15 protein-coding genes are annotated in these 18864 nt (G+C 73.8%); 6 read left to right on the top strand and 9 right to left on the bottom strand.

Going from position 1 to position 18864, the window contains the following annotated elements:
* The first annotated feature begins 441 nt into the window (after positions 1-441).
* Together ACZ3KJ_RS29755 and ACZ3KJ_RS29750 are read left to right on the top strand one after the other, a co-directional pair.
* On the top strand, positions 442-2697 hold the full coding sequence (locus tag ACZ3KJ_RS29755) for an ATP/GTP-binding protein (RefSeq protein ID WP_467531484.1): 2256 nt from the start codon (positions 442-444) through the stop codon (positions 2695-2697).
* A 266-nt stretch (positions 2698-2963) separates the two neighbouring features.
* A complete protein-coding gene (locus ACZ3KJ_RS29750; RefSeq protein WP_467531482.1) occupies positions 2964-4562 on the top strand; it encodes a PucR family transcriptional regulator in 1599 nt (532 codons plus the stop codon).
* Positions 4563-5083: 521 nt separating this feature from the next.
* Here ACZ3KJ_RS29750 and ACZ3KJ_RS29745 read toward each other — a convergent pair.
* The 7 genes from ACZ3KJ_RS29745 to ACZ3KJ_RS29715 form a co-directional block, all read right to left on the bottom strand.
* The gene (locus tag ACZ3KJ_RS29745) at positions 5084-5578 is read right to left on the bottom strand and encodes a hypothetical protein (protein WP_467531480.1); all 495 of its coding nucleotides are present in this window, start codon (positions 5576-5578) and stop codon (positions 5084-5086) included.
* Positions 5579-5936: 358 nt separating this feature from the next.
* Positions 5937-7370, bottom strand: a complete 1434-nt coding sequence (locus tag ACZ3KJ_RS29740) for an NAD(P)/FAD-dependent oxidoreductase (RefSeq protein ID WP_467531478.1) — start codon at positions 7368-7370, stop codon at positions 5937-5939.
* A gap of 21 nt (positions 7371-7391) precedes the next feature.
* A complete protein-coding gene (locus tag ACZ3KJ_RS29735; RefSeq protein WP_467531476.1) occupies positions 7392-8192 on the bottom strand; it encodes an ABC transporter permease in 801 nt (266 codons plus the stop codon).
* The gene (locus ACZ3KJ_RS29730; RefSeq protein ID WP_467531474.1) at positions 8192-9121 is read right to left on the bottom strand and encodes an ABC transporter permease; all 930 of its coding nucleotides are present in this window, start codon (positions 9119-9121) and stop codon (positions 8192-8194) included. The genes ACZ3KJ_RS29735 and ACZ3KJ_RS29730 overlap by 1 nt, the downstream gene beginning before the upstream one ends.
* Positions 9121-10278 carry an ABC transporter ATP-binding protein gene (locus ACZ3KJ_RS29725; protein WP_467531472.1) on the bottom strand — a complete coding sequence of 386 codons (1158 nt, stop codon included), beginning with the start codon at positions 10276-10278 and terminating at the stop codon, positions 9121-9123. Before ACZ3KJ_RS29725 ends, ACZ3KJ_RS29730 begins: the two co-directional genes overlap by 1 nt.
* Complete coding sequence (locus tag ACZ3KJ_RS29720) at positions 10275-11522, bottom strand: polyamine ABC transporter substrate-binding protein (RefSeq protein ID WP_467531471.1); 1248 nt, start codon at positions 11520-11522, stop codon at positions 10275-10277. Before ACZ3KJ_RS29720 ends, ACZ3KJ_RS29725 begins: the two co-directional genes overlap by 4 nt.
* A gap of 50 nt (positions 11523-11572) precedes the next feature.
* Entirely contained in the window at positions 11573-13117 is a 1545-nt protein-coding gene (locus ACZ3KJ_RS29715; RefSeq protein WP_467531470.1) for a gamma-aminobutyraldehyde dehydrogenase, read from the bottom strand.
* 212 nt (positions 13118-13329) lie between these two features.
* Here ACZ3KJ_RS29715 and ACZ3KJ_RS29710 point away from each other — a divergent pair, with 212 nt between their 5' ends.
* Positions 13330-13887 carry an NADAR family protein gene (locus tag ACZ3KJ_RS29710; protein WP_467531468.1) on the top strand — a complete coding sequence of 186 codons (558 nt, stop codon included), beginning with the start codon at positions 13330-13332 and terminating at the stop codon, positions 13885-13887.
* A gap of 10 nt (positions 13888-13897) precedes the next feature.
* On the opposite strand, the gene ACZ3KJ_RS29705 is transcribed toward ACZ3KJ_RS29710, so the two are convergent.
* Positions 13898-14725, bottom strand: a complete 828-nt coding sequence (locus ACZ3KJ_RS29705; protein WP_467531466.1) for a DUF4190 domain-containing protein — start codon at positions 14723-14725, stop codon at positions 13898-13900.
* Between the two features lie 312 nt (positions 14726-15037).
* Here ACZ3KJ_RS29705 and ACZ3KJ_RS29700 point away from each other — a divergent pair, with 312 nt between their 5' ends.
* The 3 genes from ACZ3KJ_RS29700 to ACZ3KJ_RS29690 all read left to right on the top strand — a co-directional run bounded on the left by ACZ3KJ_RS29700 (position 15038) and on the right by ACZ3KJ_RS29690 (position 18266).
* Complete coding sequence (locus tag ACZ3KJ_RS29700) at positions 15038-16114, top strand: adenosine deaminase (RefSeq protein ID WP_467531464.1); 1077 nt, start codon at positions 15038-15040, stop codon at positions 16112-16114.
* Positions 16115-16128: 14 nt separating this feature from the next.
* Positions 16129-16818: a glycerophosphodiester phosphodiesterase gene (locus ACZ3KJ_RS29695; protein ID WP_467531462.1), complete on the top strand. Its 690-nt coding sequence runs from the start codon at positions 16129-16131 to the stop codon at positions 16816-16818.
* A 275-nt stretch (positions 16819-17093) separates the two neighbouring features.
* Positions 17094-18266: a serine hydrolase domain-containing protein gene (locus ACZ3KJ_RS29690; protein WP_467531460.1), complete on the top strand. Its 1173-nt coding sequence runs from the start codon at positions 17094-17096 to the stop codon at positions 18264-18266.
* Here the strand turns inward: ACZ3KJ_RS29690 and ACZ3KJ_RS29685 are convergent.
* Complete coding sequence (locus ACZ3KJ_RS29685) at positions 18259-18792, bottom strand: hypothetical protein (protein ID WP_467531458.1); 534 nt, start codon at positions 18790-18792, stop codon at positions 18259-18261. The genes ACZ3KJ_RS29690 and ACZ3KJ_RS29685 overlap by 8 nt on opposite strands.
* Positions 18793-18864 lie beyond the last annotated feature (72 nt).

The following is an 18864-nucleotide window of genomic DNA, read 5'->3' as shown; positions in this document are numbered from 1 at the left end:
GGTACGCACGCGAATCCTGTGCCGCGTCCGGCGGGGCCGCCTCAGCGCCCCGCGGGGGCGCCGCCGGAGCCCCCGGCCGGGCCGACGGGACGCCCGGCGACACCGCCGGGACCTCCGGCAGTACCCCCGGCGACACCACCGGGACCCCCGGCAGTACCCCCGGCGACACCACCGGGACTCCCGGGGACGCGGCCGGAGCCGCCCGTGGTGCCGCCGCGGCCGTCCGGTCCGCCGGGTGCGGCGCCACGGACGGCGGCCGGGTGGACCGGCGCGGCCGAGCCGGACCGGCGCGGCCCGTGGGGCCAGGAGGCCGGGCGGGCCGGGCAGGGTGCGCACGCCGCACAGGCCGCGCACGCCGCGCAGCCGTCCTCGCCCCACTCGCCTCCCACTCCTCCCTCGCCGCCCTCTCCTCCCTCGCCGCCCTCGCCGCCCTCCTCCGCCGTGGCCGCCTGGCTGAACGAGGAGCGGCCGGCCGCGCGGCCCGGTGTCTGGCGGTTCGGGTACCGGCTGCCGAAGGCCGCGCGGGCGGCGGAGCGGCTGGCGCCCGTCACGGTCGTCGGCATGCTGATCCCGCTGGTGGTCGCCCTGGTGCTGTGGTCGCTGTGGCGGCGCGGCGCCGTCCCGTACCAGTTCTCGCTGCTGCGCGTGTTCACACCGGACGACTGGTGGTGGGGCGGCACGATCGCCTCCGCGCGCACCATGGAGGGCGCCGAGGCCCGGGTGGTCTACGACGGGGTGTTCTTCGCCGTCCTGCTGTGGGTGATGGGCCGGCTGGGCGGCTGGGCGGCCGCCGCGCGCCATGTCGTCGGACGGCGGCCGCAGCCGGTCCGGGCGCTGCTCGGCCTGCTGTGCGCGCTGGCCGCGCTGAGCCTCGTCTTCCCCGACGCGTTCCCCGGGGTCGGCTGGGACGCCCTGCCGGTCGTCGAGCCGCTGTTCTCGCTGATCGTCCTGGTCTCCGGCAGCTACGAGCTGTTCGCCTCCCCCACCTTCACCGACTTCCTGTACACGGTGATCACGCTGCTGGTGGTGTGGCCGTTCGCGGTGCTCGGCGGCTGGTGGCCGTACCTGAAGGGGCGGCTCGCCGCCCGCCGCACGGCCCCCGGCGGCACCGCGCCCGCGGGTGTGGAGCGGCCGCGCGCGCAGTGGCCCGAGCTGCGGGACGCCGGCGAGTACGAGGCGGCGGACGTCCTGACCGCCGAGGTCGCGGCCGGGCGGATGAACGACGTGGACTGCGCGCGCGTCACGCGCGCGTGGGCGGCGCGGCGGCCGGACTTCCGGCAGACGGTCCTGCGGGAGGGGGGCGCCGCCTGGACGCACCCCTCCGGCGACCGCGACCTGCCCCGGCGCGGCGCCCGCCACGACCTGCTGGCCGGCCAGGTGCGCATCGGCCGCTGGGTCGCCGCCGAGCGCGCCCCCCTCCCCTACCACGACGCGGGCGCCGCGCTCGGGCCGGAGGCGCTGGGCACCTCGCTGCTGGCGGTCGGACCGTCCGGCTCGGGCAAGACGCGGACGCTCGTCGAGCCGCTGACCGAGGCGCTGGCCCTCCAGGCGCTGACCGGGAGCTGCGCGCTCGTCGCGGTCTCCTCCCCGGGGAGCCCGCTCGGCTCCGACTCCGCGTTCGACGTGATCGTACGGATCGGGGATCCCTCGTCCGTCCACGACCTGGACCCGTACGCGGAGTGCGACGACCCCGACGAGGCGGCCGCCGTGCTCGCCGAGGCGCTGGTGGGCGACCTCGACACGGTGAACGGCCAGAGCGCGGCCACCGCGCTCGCCCAGCTGCTCGGCCCCTACCGGGCCGCGTACGGCCGCTTCCCCGCCCTGCCGGTCCTGCGCGAGCTGCTGGAGGGCGAGCCGGCGACGCTGTCGGCGCTGCGGGAGGCCGTGGCCGGTGACGAGGTCATGCGCCGCGAACTGGACGCGCGGGTACGGCAGACCGGCGTGCCCGGCGACGCGGGCCGCGCGCTCGCCGACCGGCTCGCGCTGCTGAACCGGCCGGTGTTCGCCGGCTTCTTCGGCGGCGGGACCGGCGGTCCGGGCGGGGCGGAGGCCGGCGCGCACCGGCCGTTCTCGCTCCGCGCCGTCGCCCACCACCCGCTGCGGGTCCGGATCGACCTGCCCGAGCGCGGCCACGAGGAGGCCGCCCGGCTGCTCACCCGGCTCGTCCTCGCCCAGTTCCAGGCCGTCGTGCGGGAGGGGCGGCGGGCGCACTTCGCCTGCCTGGTCCTCGACGACGCGACGGGGACGGTCACCGCGGACTCGGTGCGCCGGATCCAGCGGCTGCGGGCACGGAACGCGGGCGTGGTGCTGACGCTGCGGACCGTCGCCGACGTCCCCGAGGCGCTGCACGGGCCGCTGTACGCGGCGGTGGGCTGCCGGATGGCGTTCTCCGGCATCACCACCTGGGACGGCAGCCGGTTCGCGCAGACCTGGGGCACCGAGTGGGTGGAGACGACGGAGGTCGCCCGGCACACCGTCTTCGCGGACCAGCCGATGACCCGCGCGATCCACGCCCTGCGCAAGCTGGTCACGGGCAAGGCCGTGACCACGGACGCGGTGACGGTGCGCCAGGTCGAGCGGGAGCGGTGGTCGGCGTCGCAGCTGGCGCACGAGGTGCCGCCGGGGCACGCGGTGCTGTCCCTGACGACCGTCGGGGGCGAGCACGCGCCGCCGCTGCTGGTGGACCTGCGGAGCTGAGCCCGGGGACCCGCGGGGCCGGGCCCGACGACCTGCGGGGCCGGGCCCGGGTCCCTGCGGGGCTGACAGGAGACGCGGGACACTCCTCCAGTGAGGCAGAATCGACCCAGGCCCTTCATACGAAGCGGCCAAAAGATCGCGCGGTCGACGGGGAGGATTCCGCAGGGGATCACGCGCACGACGCGGAGCATCCCCGTACCGGGCGGATCCTCCTCGCACGACGCGGAGGATCCCGCCGACGACCGCCCCGCAGACCTGAAGGCCCCATGCCCCCGACGCTCGCCTCGCTCGTCCACCACTCCGCGCTGAAGCTGACCGTGCGGGCGGGCGAGGACCGCCTGGACGTCCCGGTGCGCTGGGCCCACGTCAGTGAGCTCGCCGATCCCGTGCCGTACATGGAGGGCGGGGAGCTGCTGCTGATCACCGCGCTGAAGCTGGACGCGGAGGACCCCCAGGCCATGCGGCGCTATGTGAAGCGCCTGGCCGGGGCGGGCGTGGTGGGGCTCGGTTTCGCCGTCGGCGTCGCCTACGAGGAGACCCCGAAGGCGCTCGTGGACGCCGCCGAGGAGGTGGGCATGCCCCTGCTGGAGGTACCCCGCCGCACGCCCTTCCTCGCGATCAGCAAGGCGGTGTCGGCGGCGATCGCGGCCGACCAGTACCGGGCGGTGACGGCGGGGTTCGCGGCCCAGCGCGAGCTGACCAGGCAGGCGCTGACGGACGGGCCCGAGGGGCTGCTGGCCTCGCTCGCCACCCACGTCGACGGGTGGGCCGCGCTGTACGACGCCTCGGGAGCCGTCGTCGCGGCCGCGCCCGAGTGGGCGGGGCGGCGCGCGGCGCGGCTCACGGCCGAGGTGGAACGGCTGCGGGAGCGTCCGGCGCCCGCCTCGGTGGTGGCCGGCGGACCGGAGTTCTCCGACCACGACGACCGGGTCGAACTGCACTCCCTGGGCACCGGCCGCCGGCCGCGCGCCGCCCTCGCGGTCGGGACGGCGTCGGCGCTCGGCACGGCGGAGCGGTACGCCGTGCACTCGGCGATCGCCCTGCTCACCCTCACCACGGAACGCTCCCGCTCGCTGCACGCGGCCGAGCAGCGCATCGGCGCGGCGGTGCTGCGCATGCTCCTGGCGGGCGAGCCGGACCACGCCCGGGCTGTCGCCGGGGACCTGTACGGCCGTCTGCTCGACGCCCCCTTCCGGGTGATCGTGGCCGAGCCGGCGCACGCACGCGCGGCGGCCGGCGCCGGGGAGGCGGCCGGGGACCTCGCGGAGGTCGTGGAGTCGGCGGCCGCCCGGTCCGGGGAGGCCGTGCTGGTCGTGCCCGAGGGCGACCGGCTGGTGGCGCTGGCCGCGGACGGCGGCGCGGCCGTGGCGGCGTGCCTGCGGTACGCGGCCGCCCTGGAGAACGCCCGGTCCTCGGCGGGCGGGCGCGACGGCGACGACGACGAGCCGGTCGTCGGCCTGTCCGCGCCGTCCGGTCCGATCGCCGCGGCCGGGGCGTACAAGCAGGCCGAGCAGGCCCTGTCGGTGGCCCGCCGCCGCGGCCGGGTCCTCGTCGAGCACGAGCGGCTCGCGGCGGGCTCGGTCCTCCCCCTCCTCGCGGACGACGCGGTGCGGGCCTTCGCCGACGGTCTGCTGCGCTCCCTCCACGAACACGACGCGACCGGCCGGGGCGACCTGGTCGCCTCCCTGCGCGCCTGGCTCTCCCGCCACGGCCAGTGGGACGCCGCGGCGGCCGACCTGGGCGTCCACCGCCACACCCTCCGCTACCGCATGCGCCGCGTGGAGGAGATCCTCGGCCGCTCCCTGGACGACCCGGACGTACGGATGGAACTGTGGCTGGCCCTGAAGGCCACGACCACCGAGTAACCCGGGCGAGCCGCCCGCCGGGCCAGGGAGCCCGAGGGCAGGGGCGGGCCGCCCGCCGGGCCAAGGCCCCCGTCGTCCGGGCCGCAACAACCAGCCCGGACGACGGCCCCCGACCGACGGCCCGGGCAACCGGCCGAAGGGCAAGCGCCACCGAGGACAGGCGAGGGCCGACGGCCCGGCGGGCGGCCCGGACCAACGGCCCGACCGACGACCCACGCGACAAGCCCCAACCCACGACCCGAACAACCCGCCGGAGAGCAAGCGGCGCGGGGTGCCGGCGAGGGCCGATGACCCAGACGACCGGCCCAAGTCGACGGCCCGGGTTGACGGCCCGACCGACGCCCCAGGCAACCCGCCGGAGAGCAAGCGGCACCCAGGACAGGCGAGGGCCGGTCGCCCAGACGACCGGCCCGGGCGGCGGGCCGGGACAGGCCGCCTGGGCGACCGGCCGGGCGACCGACTGGGCGACCGCCCAAGCGACCGGCCGGGCGACCGGCCTGAACCGGCGGCACGGGCAGGGCTCACCTGCCCGGGGCCCCCGGCGGCGGACCCGCCGTCCGGCCCCCCGGCCTCGGATACCCCGCCGGGCCCGCCGCCGCCTCGTGCATGGCCAGTTCGAGGAGGGCCGGGTCGGTCAGGGTGCCGGAGGCGTCCGGGGGGACGAGCCAGCGGACGGTGCCGGTCGTGCGGCCCGGGTGGGGCACGACGATCCAGGTGCCGGCCCCGGCCGCCCTGACACCGGTGCCGATCCAGCGGGCGGCCGTCCCCGGCGGGACGAGGAAGCCCAGCCGGTCGTCGCCGAAGCCGGCCAGTACCGGGCCGGGCCGGCCGAGGAGGCGGGTGAGCACGTCGAGCGTGGGACAGCCGAGTCGGCCCGGCAGGATGAGTACGTCCCAGGCCCTGCCCGCGGGCAGCAGGGCGACCCCTCGGGGGTTGCGCTCCCATTCCCGGCGGCAGGCCCCGGGATCCGGTGCGACGGATGCGAGCCATGCGACGGCCGTCTTCGCCCCAGCCATGAGGAGACCTCCCTTGTCTGTCGTGGACGCGTTCGCGTCACGAGGGAGAGGGAGGTCCCCCGGCGGGCATTACGCGGATCGCGGCCACTCGTTGGGGTGAACCGGCTGGACCACGCGGCGGTGCCCGGAGTCAGAACTCGGCGGTGCCCGGAGCCGTGCCGGGGCGGCGGCCGGAACCGTACCGGGGCGGTGCCCGGAGCCGTACCGCAGCGCTGCCCGGAGCCCGAGCTCGGCGGTGCCCGGAACCGTACCGGGGCGACGCCCGGAGCCGTACCGCGGCGGTGTCCGGAGCCGTACCGGGCGGTGCCCGGAGCCGTACCCGCGGCTGCGCCCGGAGCCACACCCGCCGCCGCGGCCGTCAGCTGTCGAAGCCGAGCCCCAGCCGGTCCATCGTCCGGAGCCACAGGTTGCGCCGCCCGCCGTGCGCGTCCGCCCTCGCCAGCGACCACTTGGTGAGGGCGATGCCGGTCCAGGCGAAGGGCTCGGGCGGGAAGGGCAGCGGCTTCTTGCGGACCATCTCCAGGGAGGTGCGCTCGGTGCTCTCCCCCGCCAGCAGGTCCAGCATCACCTCGGCGCCGAACCGGGTCGCGCCGACGCCGAGCCCGGTGTACCCGGCGGCGTAGGCGACCCTGCCCTGGTGGGCCGTGCCGAAGAACGCCGAGAAGCGCGAGCAGGTGTCGATCGCGCCGCCCCACGCGTGCGTGAAGCGGACGCCCTCCAGCTGCGGGAAGCAGGTGAAGAAGTGCCCGGCGAGCTTGGCGTAGGTCTCCGGCCGGTCGTCGTACTCGGCGCGCACCCGGCCCCCGTAGGGGTAGATCGCGTCGTAGCCGCCCCACAGGATCCGGTTGTCGGCGGACAGCCGGAAGTAGTGGAACTGGTTGGCCGAGTCCCCGAGCCCCTGCCGGTTCTTCCAGCCGACCGAAGCGAGCTGATCGGCGGTCAACGGCTCGGTCATCAGGGCGTAGTCGTAGACCGGGACGGTGTACGACCGCACCCGCCGGACCAGACTGGGGAAGATGTTCGTGCCGAGCGCGACCTGGCGGGCGCGGACCTGCCCGTAGGGGGTGCGCACGGCCAGGCCGGCGCCGTACGGCTTCAGGGTCAGCGCGGGCGTGTGCTCGTGGACGCGGACGCCGAGGCGGACGCAGGCCCGCTTCAGGCCCCAGGCGAGTCTGGCGGGGTGCAGCATGGCCACGCCCCGGCGGTCGTACAGGCCGGCCTCGAAGGTCGGGGAGTTCACCTGCTCGCGGACGGCGTCGGCGTCGAGGAACTCGACCCCGGCGGCCAGGCCCCGGCGTTCGAGTTCCTCGTACCAGTCCCGCAGTTCCCACGCCTGGTAGGTCTCGGTGGCGACGTCGATCTCGCCGGTGCGTTCGAAGTCGCAGTCGATGCCGTGGCGGGCGATCGCCGCCTCGATCTCGTCGAGGTTGCGCTCGCCGAGCTCCTGGAGCCGGTGGATCTCGTCCGGCCAGCGGGCGAGCCCGTTGGCCAGGCCGTGGGTGAGGGAGGCCGCGCAGAAGCCTCCGTTGCGGCCCGAGGCGGCCCAGCCCACCTCGCGGCCCTCCAGCAGCACGACGTCCCGCTGGGGATCGCGCTCCTTGGCGATGAGCGCGGTCCACAGGCCGCTGTAGCCGCCGCCCACGACCAGCAGGTCGCAGGTCTCGGCGCCGGTGAGCGCGGGCTCCGGGCGGGGCCTGCCGGGGTCTTCCAGCCAGTACGGGACCGGCTGGGCTTCGGAGAGGGACTTCGTCCAGTTGGTGTTTTCGCCACTGCTCATGGCGCTCGGGGCCATGATTTCAACTCCCTACGGGGTTTATGCCTGCTGCTTGCCGCGGCGGTTGCCGACGGCCGTGGAGGCCAGCACCAGCAGGACGGCGACGAGGAACATCGCCGTGCCGATGACGTTGATCTGGACGGGCGTTCCGCGCTGTGCCGAGCCCCAGACGAACATGGGGAAGGTGACGGCCGAGCCCGCGTTGAAGTTGGTGATGATGAAATCGTCGAAGGAGAGCGCGAAGGCGAGCAGCGCGCCCGCGGCGATCCCGGGGGCCGCGATCGGCAGGGTGACGCGCCAGAACGTCTGGAACGGTCCGGCGTACAGGTCCTGCGCCGCCTGCTCCAGCCTGGGGTCCATGGACATGACGCGCGCCTTGACCGCCGTCACGACGAAGCTGAGGCAGAACATGATGTGGGCGATCAGGATCGTCCAGAAGCCGAGCTGCGCGCCCATGTTGAGGAAGAGGGTGAGCAGCGAGGCCGCCATGACGACCTCGGGCATCGCCATGGGCAGGAAGATCAGCGAGTTGACGGCGCCGCGCGCGCGGAAGCGGTAGCGGACGAGCGCGAAGGCGATCATCGCGCCGAGGGCGGTGGCGCCGAGCGTCGCCCAGAAGGCGATCTGGAGGCTGAGCGACAGCGAGCCGCACATCCCGGCGACGCCGCAGGGGTCCTGCCAGGCGTCCGTGGAGAACTGCTGCCACGCGTAGTTGAAGCGCCCCTTCGGCTTGTTGAAGGAGAACACGGTGACGACGACGTTCGGCAGCAGGAGGTAGGCGAGTGTCAGGAGTCCCGCGAGGACGACGAGGTTTCTCCTGAGCCAGGTGACGAAGGGCATCAGACCAGGTCCTCCGTCCCGGACCGGCGGATGTAGAAGGTGACCATGAGGAGGATCGCCGCCATGAGGATGAACGACAGGGCGGCCGCCGTCGGATAGTCCAGGATCCGCAGGAACTGGGTCTGGATGACGTTTCCGATCATGCGGGTGTCGGTGGAGCCGAGGAGTTCGGCGTTGACGTAGTCGCCGGCCGCCGGGATGAAGGTCAGCAGCGTGCCGGAGACCACGCCCGGCATCGACAGCGGGAAGGTGACCTTCCGGAAGGTCGTGAGGGGCTTGGCGTACAGGTCGCCGGCCGCCTCGTGCAGCCGTCCGTCGATGCGCTCCAGCGAGGTGTACAGCGGCAGGATCATGAACGGCAGGAAGTTGTACGTCAGACCGCACACCACCGCCAGCGGGGTGGCCAGCACCCGGTCGCCGGAGGTCCAGCCGAGCCAGCCGGTGACGTCCAGGACGTGCAGCGCGTCGAGCGCGCCGACCACCGGGCCGCCGTCCGAGAGGATCGTCTTCCAGGCGAGGGTGCGGATCAGGAAGCTGGTGAAGAACGGCGCGATCACCAGGATCATGATCAGGTTCCGCCAGCGTCCCGCGCGGAAGGCGATCAGGTAGGCCAGCGGGTAGCCGAGCACCAGGCACAGCACGGTCGCGGCGGCCGCGTAGGCCACCGAGCGCAGGAACTGCGGCCAGTACTCGCCGAGCGCGTCCCAGTAGGTCGCGACGTGCCAGGTGACCCGGTAGCCCTCCTCCAGGGAGCCCGTCTGCACGGACGTGGAGGCCTGGTAGATCATCGGCAGCGCGAAGAACACGACCAGCCAGAGCAGGCCGGGCAGCAGCAGCCAGTACGGCGTCCAGCGCCCGCGCCGGCGGGGCGGCTTCGCCTTCACGGGTGCCGGGGACAGGGGCGGGGGCGCCTCGGTGAGCGTCGCCATCAGAGCGCTGCCTCTTCCTCGGTGCCGGCGTCGATGTCCTGGGCGGCGTCCAGACCGAAGGTGTGGGCGGGGTTCCAGTGCAGGACGACCTCGGCGCCGGGGGCGAGACGGGGGTCGCGGTCGACGTTCTGGACGTAGACCTCGAACCCGGGGCAGACCGAGCTGTCGACGACGTACTGCGTGGAGACGCCGATGAACGACGTGGCGGCGATGGTGCCGGTGATGCGGTTGCGGCCCTCGGGGACCTCGCCCGCGTCGTCGGCGGGGGTGAGGGAGATCTTCTCGGGGCGGACGCCGACCAGGACCTTGCCGCCGGTCGTCGTGGGCGCGGAACATCGCGCCTCGGGCAGGACCAGCTTGCCGTCCCCCGCCTTGAGCACGAGGTCGTCGCCGCTGCGGGAGTCGACCTCGGCCTCGATGAGGTTGGAGGTGCCGAGGAAGTTGGCGACGAACGTCGTCCCGGGGTTCTCGTAGAGGTCGGCGGGCGAGCCGAGCTGCTCGACGCGGCCCGCGTTCATCACGGCGACCGTGTCGGCCATGGTCATGGCCTCCTCCTGGTCGTGCGTGACGTGGACGAAGGTGATGCCGACCTCGGTCTGGATGCGCTTGAGCTCCAGCTGCATCTGGCGGCGCAGCTTGAGGTCGAGGGCGCCGAGGGGCTCGTCGAGGAGGAGCACCTTGGGGTGGTTGATGAGCGCGCGGGCGACGGCCACCCGCTGCTGCTGGCCGCCGGAGAGCTGGTGCGGCTTCTTGCGCGCCTGCTCGCCGAGCTGCACGAGGTCGAGCATCTCCTCGACCTGCTTCTTCACCGACTTGATGCCGCGCCGGCGCAGGCCGAAGGCGACGTTCTCGAAGATGTCGAGGTGCGGGAAGAGGGCGTAGGACTGGAAGACGGTGTTCACCGGCCGCTTGTAGGGCGGCAGCGCCGTCACGTCCTGGTCGCCGAGGTGCACGGTGCCGGAGGAAGGTTCCTCCAGTCCGGCGATCATGCGCAGGGTGGTGGTCTTGCCGCAGCCGGAGGCGCCGAGCAGGGCGAAGAACGAGCCCTGCGGGACGGTCAGGTCGAGCGGCTGGACGGCGGTGAAGGCGCCGTAGGTCTTGCTGATGCCGGAGAGGCGGACGTCGCCGCCGCTGTCTGTGGTCTTCATCGTCGTCACGCCCCAGTGAGCTTCGCGAACTTCGCCTCGTAGGCCGTCTCTTCCTTCGAGCTCAGGGAGCGGAAGGCGTGGGACTTGGCCTGCATGGCCTGGTCGGGGATGATCAGCGGATTGTCCGCCGCGTCCTCGTCGATCTTCGCGAGCTCGGCCTGCACACCGTCGACGGGACAGACGTAGTTGATGTAGGCGGCGAGCTCGGCGGCGGGCTGCGGCTCGTAGTAGTAGTCGATGAGCCGCTCGGCGTTCGTCTTGTGCCGCGCCTTGTTGGGGATCAGCAGGGCGTCGGTGGACGTCATGTAGCCGCTGTCGGGGATGACGAAGTCGATGTCGGGACTGTCCGCCTTGAGCTGTACGACGTCGCCGGCCCAGGCGATGCAGGCGGCGAAGTCGCCGCTGGAGAGGTCCGAGGTGTAGTCGTTGCCGGTGAAACGGCGGATCTGGCCGCTGTCCACGGCCTTCTGGAGGCGGGCGATGGCCGCGTCGTAGTCGTCGTCGGTGAAGTCGGCCGGGTCCTTGCCCATGTCGAGCAGCGTCATGCCGACGCTGTCGCGCATCTCGGTGAGGAAGCCGACGCGGCCCTTGAGCCTGGGGTTGTCGAGCAGATCGGAGACCGACGTCACCTCGACGCCGTCGAGGGCCTTCTTGTTGTAGGCGATGACGGTCGAGATGCCCTGCCAGGGGTAGGAGTAGGCGCGTCCCGGGTCCCAGTCGGGGCTGCGGAACTGGCTCGACAGGTTGGCGTAGGCGTGCGGGAGGTGGGAGGGGTCGAGCTTCTGGACCCAGCCCAGGCGGATGAGGCGGGCGGCGAGCCAGTCGGTGAGGACGACGAGGTCGCGGCCGGTGTCCTGGCCCGCGGCGAGCTGCGGCTTGATCTTGCCGAAGAACTCGTTGTTGTCGTTGATGTCCTCGGTGTACGTGACCTTGATGCCGGTCCTCTTCGTGAACGCCTCCAGCGTGGGGTGGCGTTTGCCGCTGTCGTCGACGTCCATGTACTCGGTCCAGTTGGAGAAGCTGACGGTCTTCTCCTGGGCCGAGTGGTCCTCGGCGGACGTGCCGCCCTCGGTCTTCCCGGCCGCGGGGATCCCGCAGCCGCCGAGCGCGCCGGCGCCGCCCAGCACCAGGGCGCCGCCCGCGGAGGCGCGCAGCAGGGACCGGCGGGTGAGGGCCGCCCTGCCGTTGCGGAGGCTGCGCCGGATCGCGGCCGCTTGGACCGGTGACAGGGGGTCGGGCTCGTACTGCTCCATGCGCGTGGTGCCCTTTCGGGAGGTCGGCCGCGGTCGGCGGCCGGTCGTGGCTAACAGTCCCCGAAGACGGTGCGGTGCCAGGCCTTCCGGGCCACCGCGGTGTTGTCGAACATAACGTGCTTGATCTGCGTGTACTCCTCGAACGAATACGCCGACATGTCCTTGCCGAAGCCGGACGCCTTGTATCCGCCGTGGGGCATCTCGCTGATGATCGGGATGTGGTCGTTGACCCACACGCATCCGGCCTTGATCTCGCGCGTCGCCCGGTTCGCCCGGTAGACGTCCCGGCTCCACGCGGAGGCGGCCAGACCGTAGGGCGTGTCGTTGGCCAGCCGGATCCCCTCGTCGTCGCTGTCGAAGGGGAGGACGACCAGGACCGGGCCGAAGATCTCGGCCTGCACGACCTCGCTGTCCTGCGCCGCGTCCGCGATGAGAGTGGGGAGATAGTACGCGCCGTTCCCGAGCTCTCCCAGGGGGGCCTCGCCTCCGGTCACCACGCGCGCGTAGGCGCGCGCCCGGTCGACGACGGCGGCCACCCGGTCGCGCTGGACGTGCGAGATCAGCGGCCCGAGGTCGGTGCCCGGGGCGAACGGGTCCCCGAGCCGGACGGTCTCCATGAGCGCGGCGGTCCGCTCCACGAACGCCTCGTAGAGGGGCCGCTGCACGTACGCGCGCGTGGCGGCCGTGCAGTCCTGCCCGGTGTTGATGAGGGCGCCCGCGACGGCGCCCTGGACGGCGGCCTCCAGGTCGGCGTCGTCGAAGACCACGAACGGGGCCTTCCCGCCGAGCTCCAGGTGCAGCCGCTTCACCGAGGCGGTGGCGATCTCGGCGACGCGCCGGCCGACGGCGGTGGAGCCGGTGAACGACGTCATGGCCACGTCCGGATGGCCGACGAGGTGCTCACCGGCCTCCTTCCCGGTCCCGGTGACGATGTTGACGACCCCGTCCGGGATGCCGGCGTCGGTGGCGGCCCGCGCGAACAGCAGCGAGGTCAGCGGGGTGAGCTCGGCGGGCTTGAGCACGACGGTGTTGCCCGCGGCGATCGCCGGGAGGATCTTCCAGGCGGCCATCTGGAGCGGGTAGTTCCAGGGCGCGATGGAGCCGACGACCCCGATGGGCTCGCGCCGTACGTACGAGGTGTGGTCCCCCGAGTACTCCCCCGCGGACTGCCCCGCGAGGTGCCGGGCCGCGCCCGCGAAGAAGGCCGTGTTGTCGATGGTGCCCGGGACGTCGAACTCCCGGGTCAGCTTCAGCGGCTTGCCGCACTGGAGGGACTCGGCGCGGGCGAAGTCCTCCGCGCGCTCGGCGAGCACGGCGGCGAAACGGTGCAGGGCGTCGGAGCGCTCGCCCGGGGTGGCGCCCGCCCACGCGGGGAAGGCGGCGCGGGCCGCCGCGACGGCCTCGTCGACGTCCGCGGTGGAGGCCAGTTCGTAGGAGTGGACCACTTCCCCGGAGGACGGATCGACCACGGCGTGGGTCCGTCCGGACGTGCCCTTCCTGAGGCTCCCCGCGATGTACTGGGCGCCCTCCGCGAAGCGTTCCCGCGCGGGGAACCGGTCGGACCGGTCCGGGGTGGCGGTGCCCGGGTTCTGCATGTCGCTCTCCTCCGCCTTCGCCCCGCTTCTCCGCGAGGCCGGGTGGCGTAGCTCCAGCTCGATTTGAGTGCCGATCCTGACAGAGGCACCCCATGCCAACAAGTGATTCCGTTGTTGCCTTTTGGTTACGCGACGGAATCTGTCGACCAGGTGTCGAGTCGAGCCGGAAAAGGAAGGACGGACTGTCCGTGGCGCGTGCCACAGTGGCGTGCATGACGGAGATCGATTCCTGGGAGTCCCTGGTCAGCGAGGTCCGTGCGGGGGCGCCCGTCAAGTACGTCCACTTCTGGGGCCACCGGCCGCAGCCCGACGGCCGGGTCGGCGCGAGCTGCCTGAGCCAGTGGTGGCCGTCCCCCTTCACGGTGGACGGGACGGCCTACGCGACGGCCGAGCACTGGATGATGGCGGGCAAGGCCCGTCTGTTCGGGGACCCGGAGGCGGAGCGGCGCGCGCTGGCCGCCGAGCACCCCGCCGAGGCCAAGAAGGCCGGGCGTCTGGTCCGCGGCTTCGACGAGGCGACCTGGGAGCGCGAGCGGTTCCGGATCGTCGTCGAGGGCAGCGTCCACAAGTTCTCGGCCCACCCCGAGCTGCGCGCGTACCTGCTGCGTACGGGCGGTCGGGTCCTGGTGGAGGCGAGCCCCGTCGACCGGGTGTGGGGCATCGGCCTCGCCGCGGACGACGAGGCCGCCGCCGATCCGCGGCGGTGGAGAGGCCCCAACCTGCTGGGATTCGCGCTGATGGAGGCGCGCCGGCGCCTGCGGGGCGCGTGAGGCGTCCGGCTCAGGGAGCCACGAACAGCAGGACCAGCATCCCGATCCCGAGGGCGGCTCCGGCCGCGCCGCAGATGATGCCGGCCAGGGCCTGACCGCCGTTCGAGGCCTGGCCGCGGTTCGCCTTGCCGCGCCCGATCGCACCGAAGACGACCGCGAGGATCCCCATCACGATGGCGGCCGGCCACATGCAGAAGCCGCCGGCCGCCACGATGCCCAGCACCATGGCGGCCACGCCCATCCCGTTCTCCATCGGGCGCATCGCGGACCAGCCGTAGTAGCCCGGCACCCCGCCGTGACCGCCCGGCACGCCGTACCCGGCCGGCACACCGCCGTACCCCGCGGCCGGCCCGCCGCCGTAACCGGCCGGAGAGCCGCCGTAGCCGCCCGGTGCGCCGCCGTACGCGGCGGGGCCGGGGTGTCCGAGGTGACCGGGATAGCCGTACGGGACCTGCCCGGGACCGTCCGGCGCGATCGGCGGCGGGGGCACGGCCCCGTCCTGGGGGACGGCGAAGGGATGGGGCGGCGGAGGCACGGCGGGCGCGTCCTGGGGAACGGCGAAGGGGCTCGGCGGCGACGGAGGCACGACGGCCGCGTCCTGGGCGTCCCGGGGGACGGCGAAGGGGTTCGGCGGCGGGCCGGAGGGCTGGGGTTCCGCGGGCAGCGAGGCGACCGTGAGCTGATCGTGCACCCACGGGGGCGGCGTCCGGTCGTCGCCCTTGCCCAACGACACCTCGGCCCGCGCACCCGGCGACGCCTCGGCCGGCGCATCCTGCGGCACCTCGGTCGGTGCGTCCTGCGGCACCTCGGCCCGCGCGTCCTGCGGACCGGCGTCCACGGGGCCCGCGTACTGCGGCCCCTCCACCCCTTCGGGGACGGAACCGGGCGCGGCCCACGGATCCCGTCCCGCGTCCCGGTCCGTACCGTCTCCCCCCGTACCCTCTCCGTCCGTTCCCCATCCGCCCGTACCCTCCGGCACGTGCGGCCTCGACGCGTCGTCGGACATGGCGCGGCCCCCTCTGTCGTACGTGCCGCCATGCTAAGGCCCCGGAGCGGGGGGCCGGGGCGGTCCGCGCGGCCGGTCCGGGCGGCCGGATCGCACGCGCCCCGCGCTTCCGCGTTCCGTCCGCCCGCGCCGAGTCCGCCTACGATGGCCCCGACCCACCGATCAGCCGATCACGGGAAGGCCCCGTTGACCACCCACCTGCACTCCTTCATCGCCGGTCTGCCCAAGGCCGAACTGCACGTCCACCACGTCGGCTCCGCGTCCCCGCGGATCGTCTCCGAACTGGCCGCCCGGCACCCGGACTCCAAGGTCCCCACCGACCCCGAGGCCCTGGTCGACTACTTCACCTTCACGGACTTCGCGCACTTCATCGAGGTGTACCTGTCCGTGGTGGACCTCGTCCGCACCCCGGAGGACGTCCGGCTCCTCACCTACGAGGTGGCCCGCGACCTGGCCCGCCAGCAGGTCAGGTACGCCGAGCTGACGATCACCCCCTTCTCCTCCACCCGGCGGGGCATCGACGAACGCGCCTTCATGGACGCGATCGAGGACGCCCGCAAGGCGGCGGAGGCCGAGTTCGGCACCGTCCTGCGCTGGTGCTTCGACATCCCCGGCGAGGCCGGCGGCCAGGCCGCCGAGGAGACCGCCCGCCTCGCCACCGACGACCGCGTCCGCCCCGAGGGGCTGGTCTCCTTCGGCCTCGGCGGGCCGGAGATCGGCGTGGCGCGCCCCCAGTTCAAGCCGTACTTCGACCGGGCGATCGCCGCGGGCCTGCACTCGGTGCCGCACGCCGGGGAGACGACCGGCCCGCAGACCGTCTGGGACGCCCTCACCCACCTGCGCGCCGAGCGCATCGGGCACGGCACCAGCTCCGCCCAGGACGACAAGCTCCTCGCCCACCTCGCCGAGCACCGCATCGCGCTGGAGGTGTGCCCGACCTCCAACATCGCCACGCGCGCGGTCCGCACCCTCGACGAGCACCCCGTCAGGGAGTTCGTGAAGGCGGGCGTCCTGGTCACCATCAACTCCGACGACCCGCCCATGTTCGGCACGGACCTCAACAACGAGTACGCGGTCGCGGCCGGCCTGCTCGACCTGGACGAGCGGGGTGTGGCCGAGCTGGCGAAGAACGCGGTGGAGGCGTCGTTCCTGGACGAGCCGGGCAAGGCGCGGCTCAGGACGGAGATCGACACCTACACCACCGGGTGGCTCGCCCGCTGACGACAATGGCCCCCATGCGCTCCGATTCCGTGACGGCCGTGGCTCACCGCGGCGCCCCCTACCGCTTCCGCGAGAACACCCTCGACTCGCTGCGTTCCGCCCTCTCGCTGGGCGCGGACGCGGTCGAGATCGACGTACGCCTCACCCGGGACGGCGTGCCCGTGCTGCTGCACGACGAGACGCTGAAGCGGTTGTGGGAGCGGGAGCGGCCGTTGCTGTCGCTGACGGCGGCGGAGGTGCGCGAGCTGACGGGGGGCGGGGTGCCGACCCTGGTGGAGGCGCTGGCCGCGACCGGGGACCGCAGGGTGATGCTCGATCTGCCGGGCACGCGGGACGTGCGGACGGCGCGCCGGGTCGTGGACGTCGTGCGGGAGGCGGGGGCGGCGGACCGCGTGTACTACTGCGCGGACGCCGCCGCGATGCTGGCCGTGCGCGCCGTCGACCCGGCGGCCGAGATCGCCCTGACCCGCACGACCCTGGCGCCCGCGCGCCCGGCGCTGCTGGAGGCGGTGCGGCCGCGCTGGCTCAACTACCGCTTCTCCCTGGTCGGCCGCGACCTGGTCGCCCGGGTGCACGACGACGGCTACCTGCTGTCGGTCTGGACCCCCGACACCCGCCGTTCCCTGCGGCGCCTGCTGGACCTGGGCGTCGACTCCATCACGACGAACCGGGTCGACCTGCTCTGCGGACTGCGCGGGACCTGACCGGCGGACACCGGCCCCAGCGGACACGGCATCAGCACGGCATCCGGCACCGGCACCGGCACCGGATCCCGCACCGCACGGCACCCCACGCCACGGCACGGCACGGCACGGCACCGGGAAGTCAGGGTCCGACCCTGACGACTCCCCCACCGGGAAGGGCGTTCGGCCCAGGGTTGCTCCAGGGTCGGCCGCCCTCCTCGGTGACGATCCGGCCGGGCGGCGACCGACCGAGGATGATCACGTCCGCGTCCTCCGCATCCCTCGGGAGCCCCCGTATGCGTGCTCGTCGCCGCACCGCCGTCCGCGCCACGGCCCTGGCCGCCGCCCTCGTCCTCGCCCTCGGCGCGGGCCCGCTCGCCGCCCCCGCGGTCGCCGCGGCCGCCTCGTCCGCGCCCGCCGCCGTCGCGTCCGGGGCGTACGGCCCGGACGCGACGGCCCTGCGGGCCGCGCTCGACGGCCTTCCCGACCAGGACGCGACGGCCGCCCTGGTGCGGGTGGGCGGGACCGACGGCCGCTGGCGGGGCAGCGCGGGCGTGCACGACCTGGCGAGCGGCCGCCCGGCGGACCCGGACGCCCGGTTCCGGGCCGGTTCGACGACGAAGGTGGTCACCGCGGCGGCGGTCCTGAGACTGGCGGCGCGGGGCGAGATCGACCTGGACCGGCCGGTCCAGCGGTATCTGCCCGGCCTCCTCGGCGAGGACTTCCGGCCGGTCACCGTACGGCAGTTGCTGAACCACACCAGCGGCATCCCGGCGGGCGACGGCCTCGGGTCCACGTTCGAGGAGCTGTACGCGCACCGCTACGAGACGCTCTCCCCGCGGGAGGTGGTGGCGTCGGCGGCGGCGAAGGGGCCGGAGTTCCGCCCCGGCAGCGCGCAGCACTACCTGAACATCAACTACACGGTCCTCGGCCTGCTGATCGAGAAGGTGACCGGGCGGCCGTACGCCACGGCGGCCGGCGAGCTGGTCCTGGCGCCCGCCGGCATGCGGGACACGTACTTCCCGGGCGCCGATCCCCGCATCCTCGGCCCGCACCACCACGGCTACCAGGCGGTGGAGAAGGCGGACGGGACGACCGGACTGGTCGACGTCACCGACTGGGTGCCGGCCGACGAGGCGGCGGGCGGCATGATCTCGACGACGGCCGACCTGGAGCGGCTGCTGACACGGCTGTTCCGCGGGGACCTGGTGCCCGCCCCGCAGTTGGAGGAGATGTTCACCGTGCCGGCGGGGATCGCCGGGGCGACCTACAGCGCGGGCCTCCAGCGCTACGTGTACGAGGGCACGGTGTACTGGCTCAAGACGGGTGCCCGGTACGGCTACAGCACGGTGATCGCCGGGACCCGGGACCTGAGCCGCACCCTCGTGCTGTCCGTCAACTCGACGGACGCGAAGGGCGAGGGCATGAATCCGGTGGTCCAGCGGATCGCGATGGCCGCCCTCAAGTAGCTGCCACGGCAGGGGTGTTGGGGGCGGCGAGCGCCTCCAGCGCCTCCAGCCGCTTGATCCGGCGGCGGACGGCGTACAGCGGGATCACCCCGAACACCCCGAAGGACAGGTCGATGACGGTCCACCAGAAGGGGATGCCCCTGACCGGTCCGCAGATCAGGGCGAGCGGGACGACACCGGCGCAGGCGATCATGCCGAACTCGACGACCCAGACGTTGCGGACGGGGTCGCGGTACGGGCCGTAGAACGCGACGGCGATGACGAGGTGGGCGAAGGCCAGCCAGTCGGTGCCGTAGAGGACGAAGGGGTACTCGGCGTCGGCGGTGTCGAGTCCCCGCCGTACGCGCTCGATCCACTCCATGAGGGCGGGCAGGTGGTCGGGGACGGACAGGGCGCGCAACGCGTCCTCGGTCCAGCGCAGTTCGTGCACCAGGGGGAAGGCCGTGGCGCCGCTGAGCGCCAGGCACACGACGAAGAAGACCAGCCAGGCGCGGATGCCCCTCAGAAGGGCGGCTCTGTCGCTCATGGCGGCAGCGTACGCCTGCATTTGAACATGTTCAAAACATGTTTCCGGCTCCGGCGGGCGGCCGCCGGGGAG

The organism is Streptomyces sp. NPDC003248 (assembly GCF_055563235.1).
The sequence above is the reverse complement of the archived record's forward strand: the minus strand, read 5'-3'. Positions and strand labels throughout refer to the sequence as shown.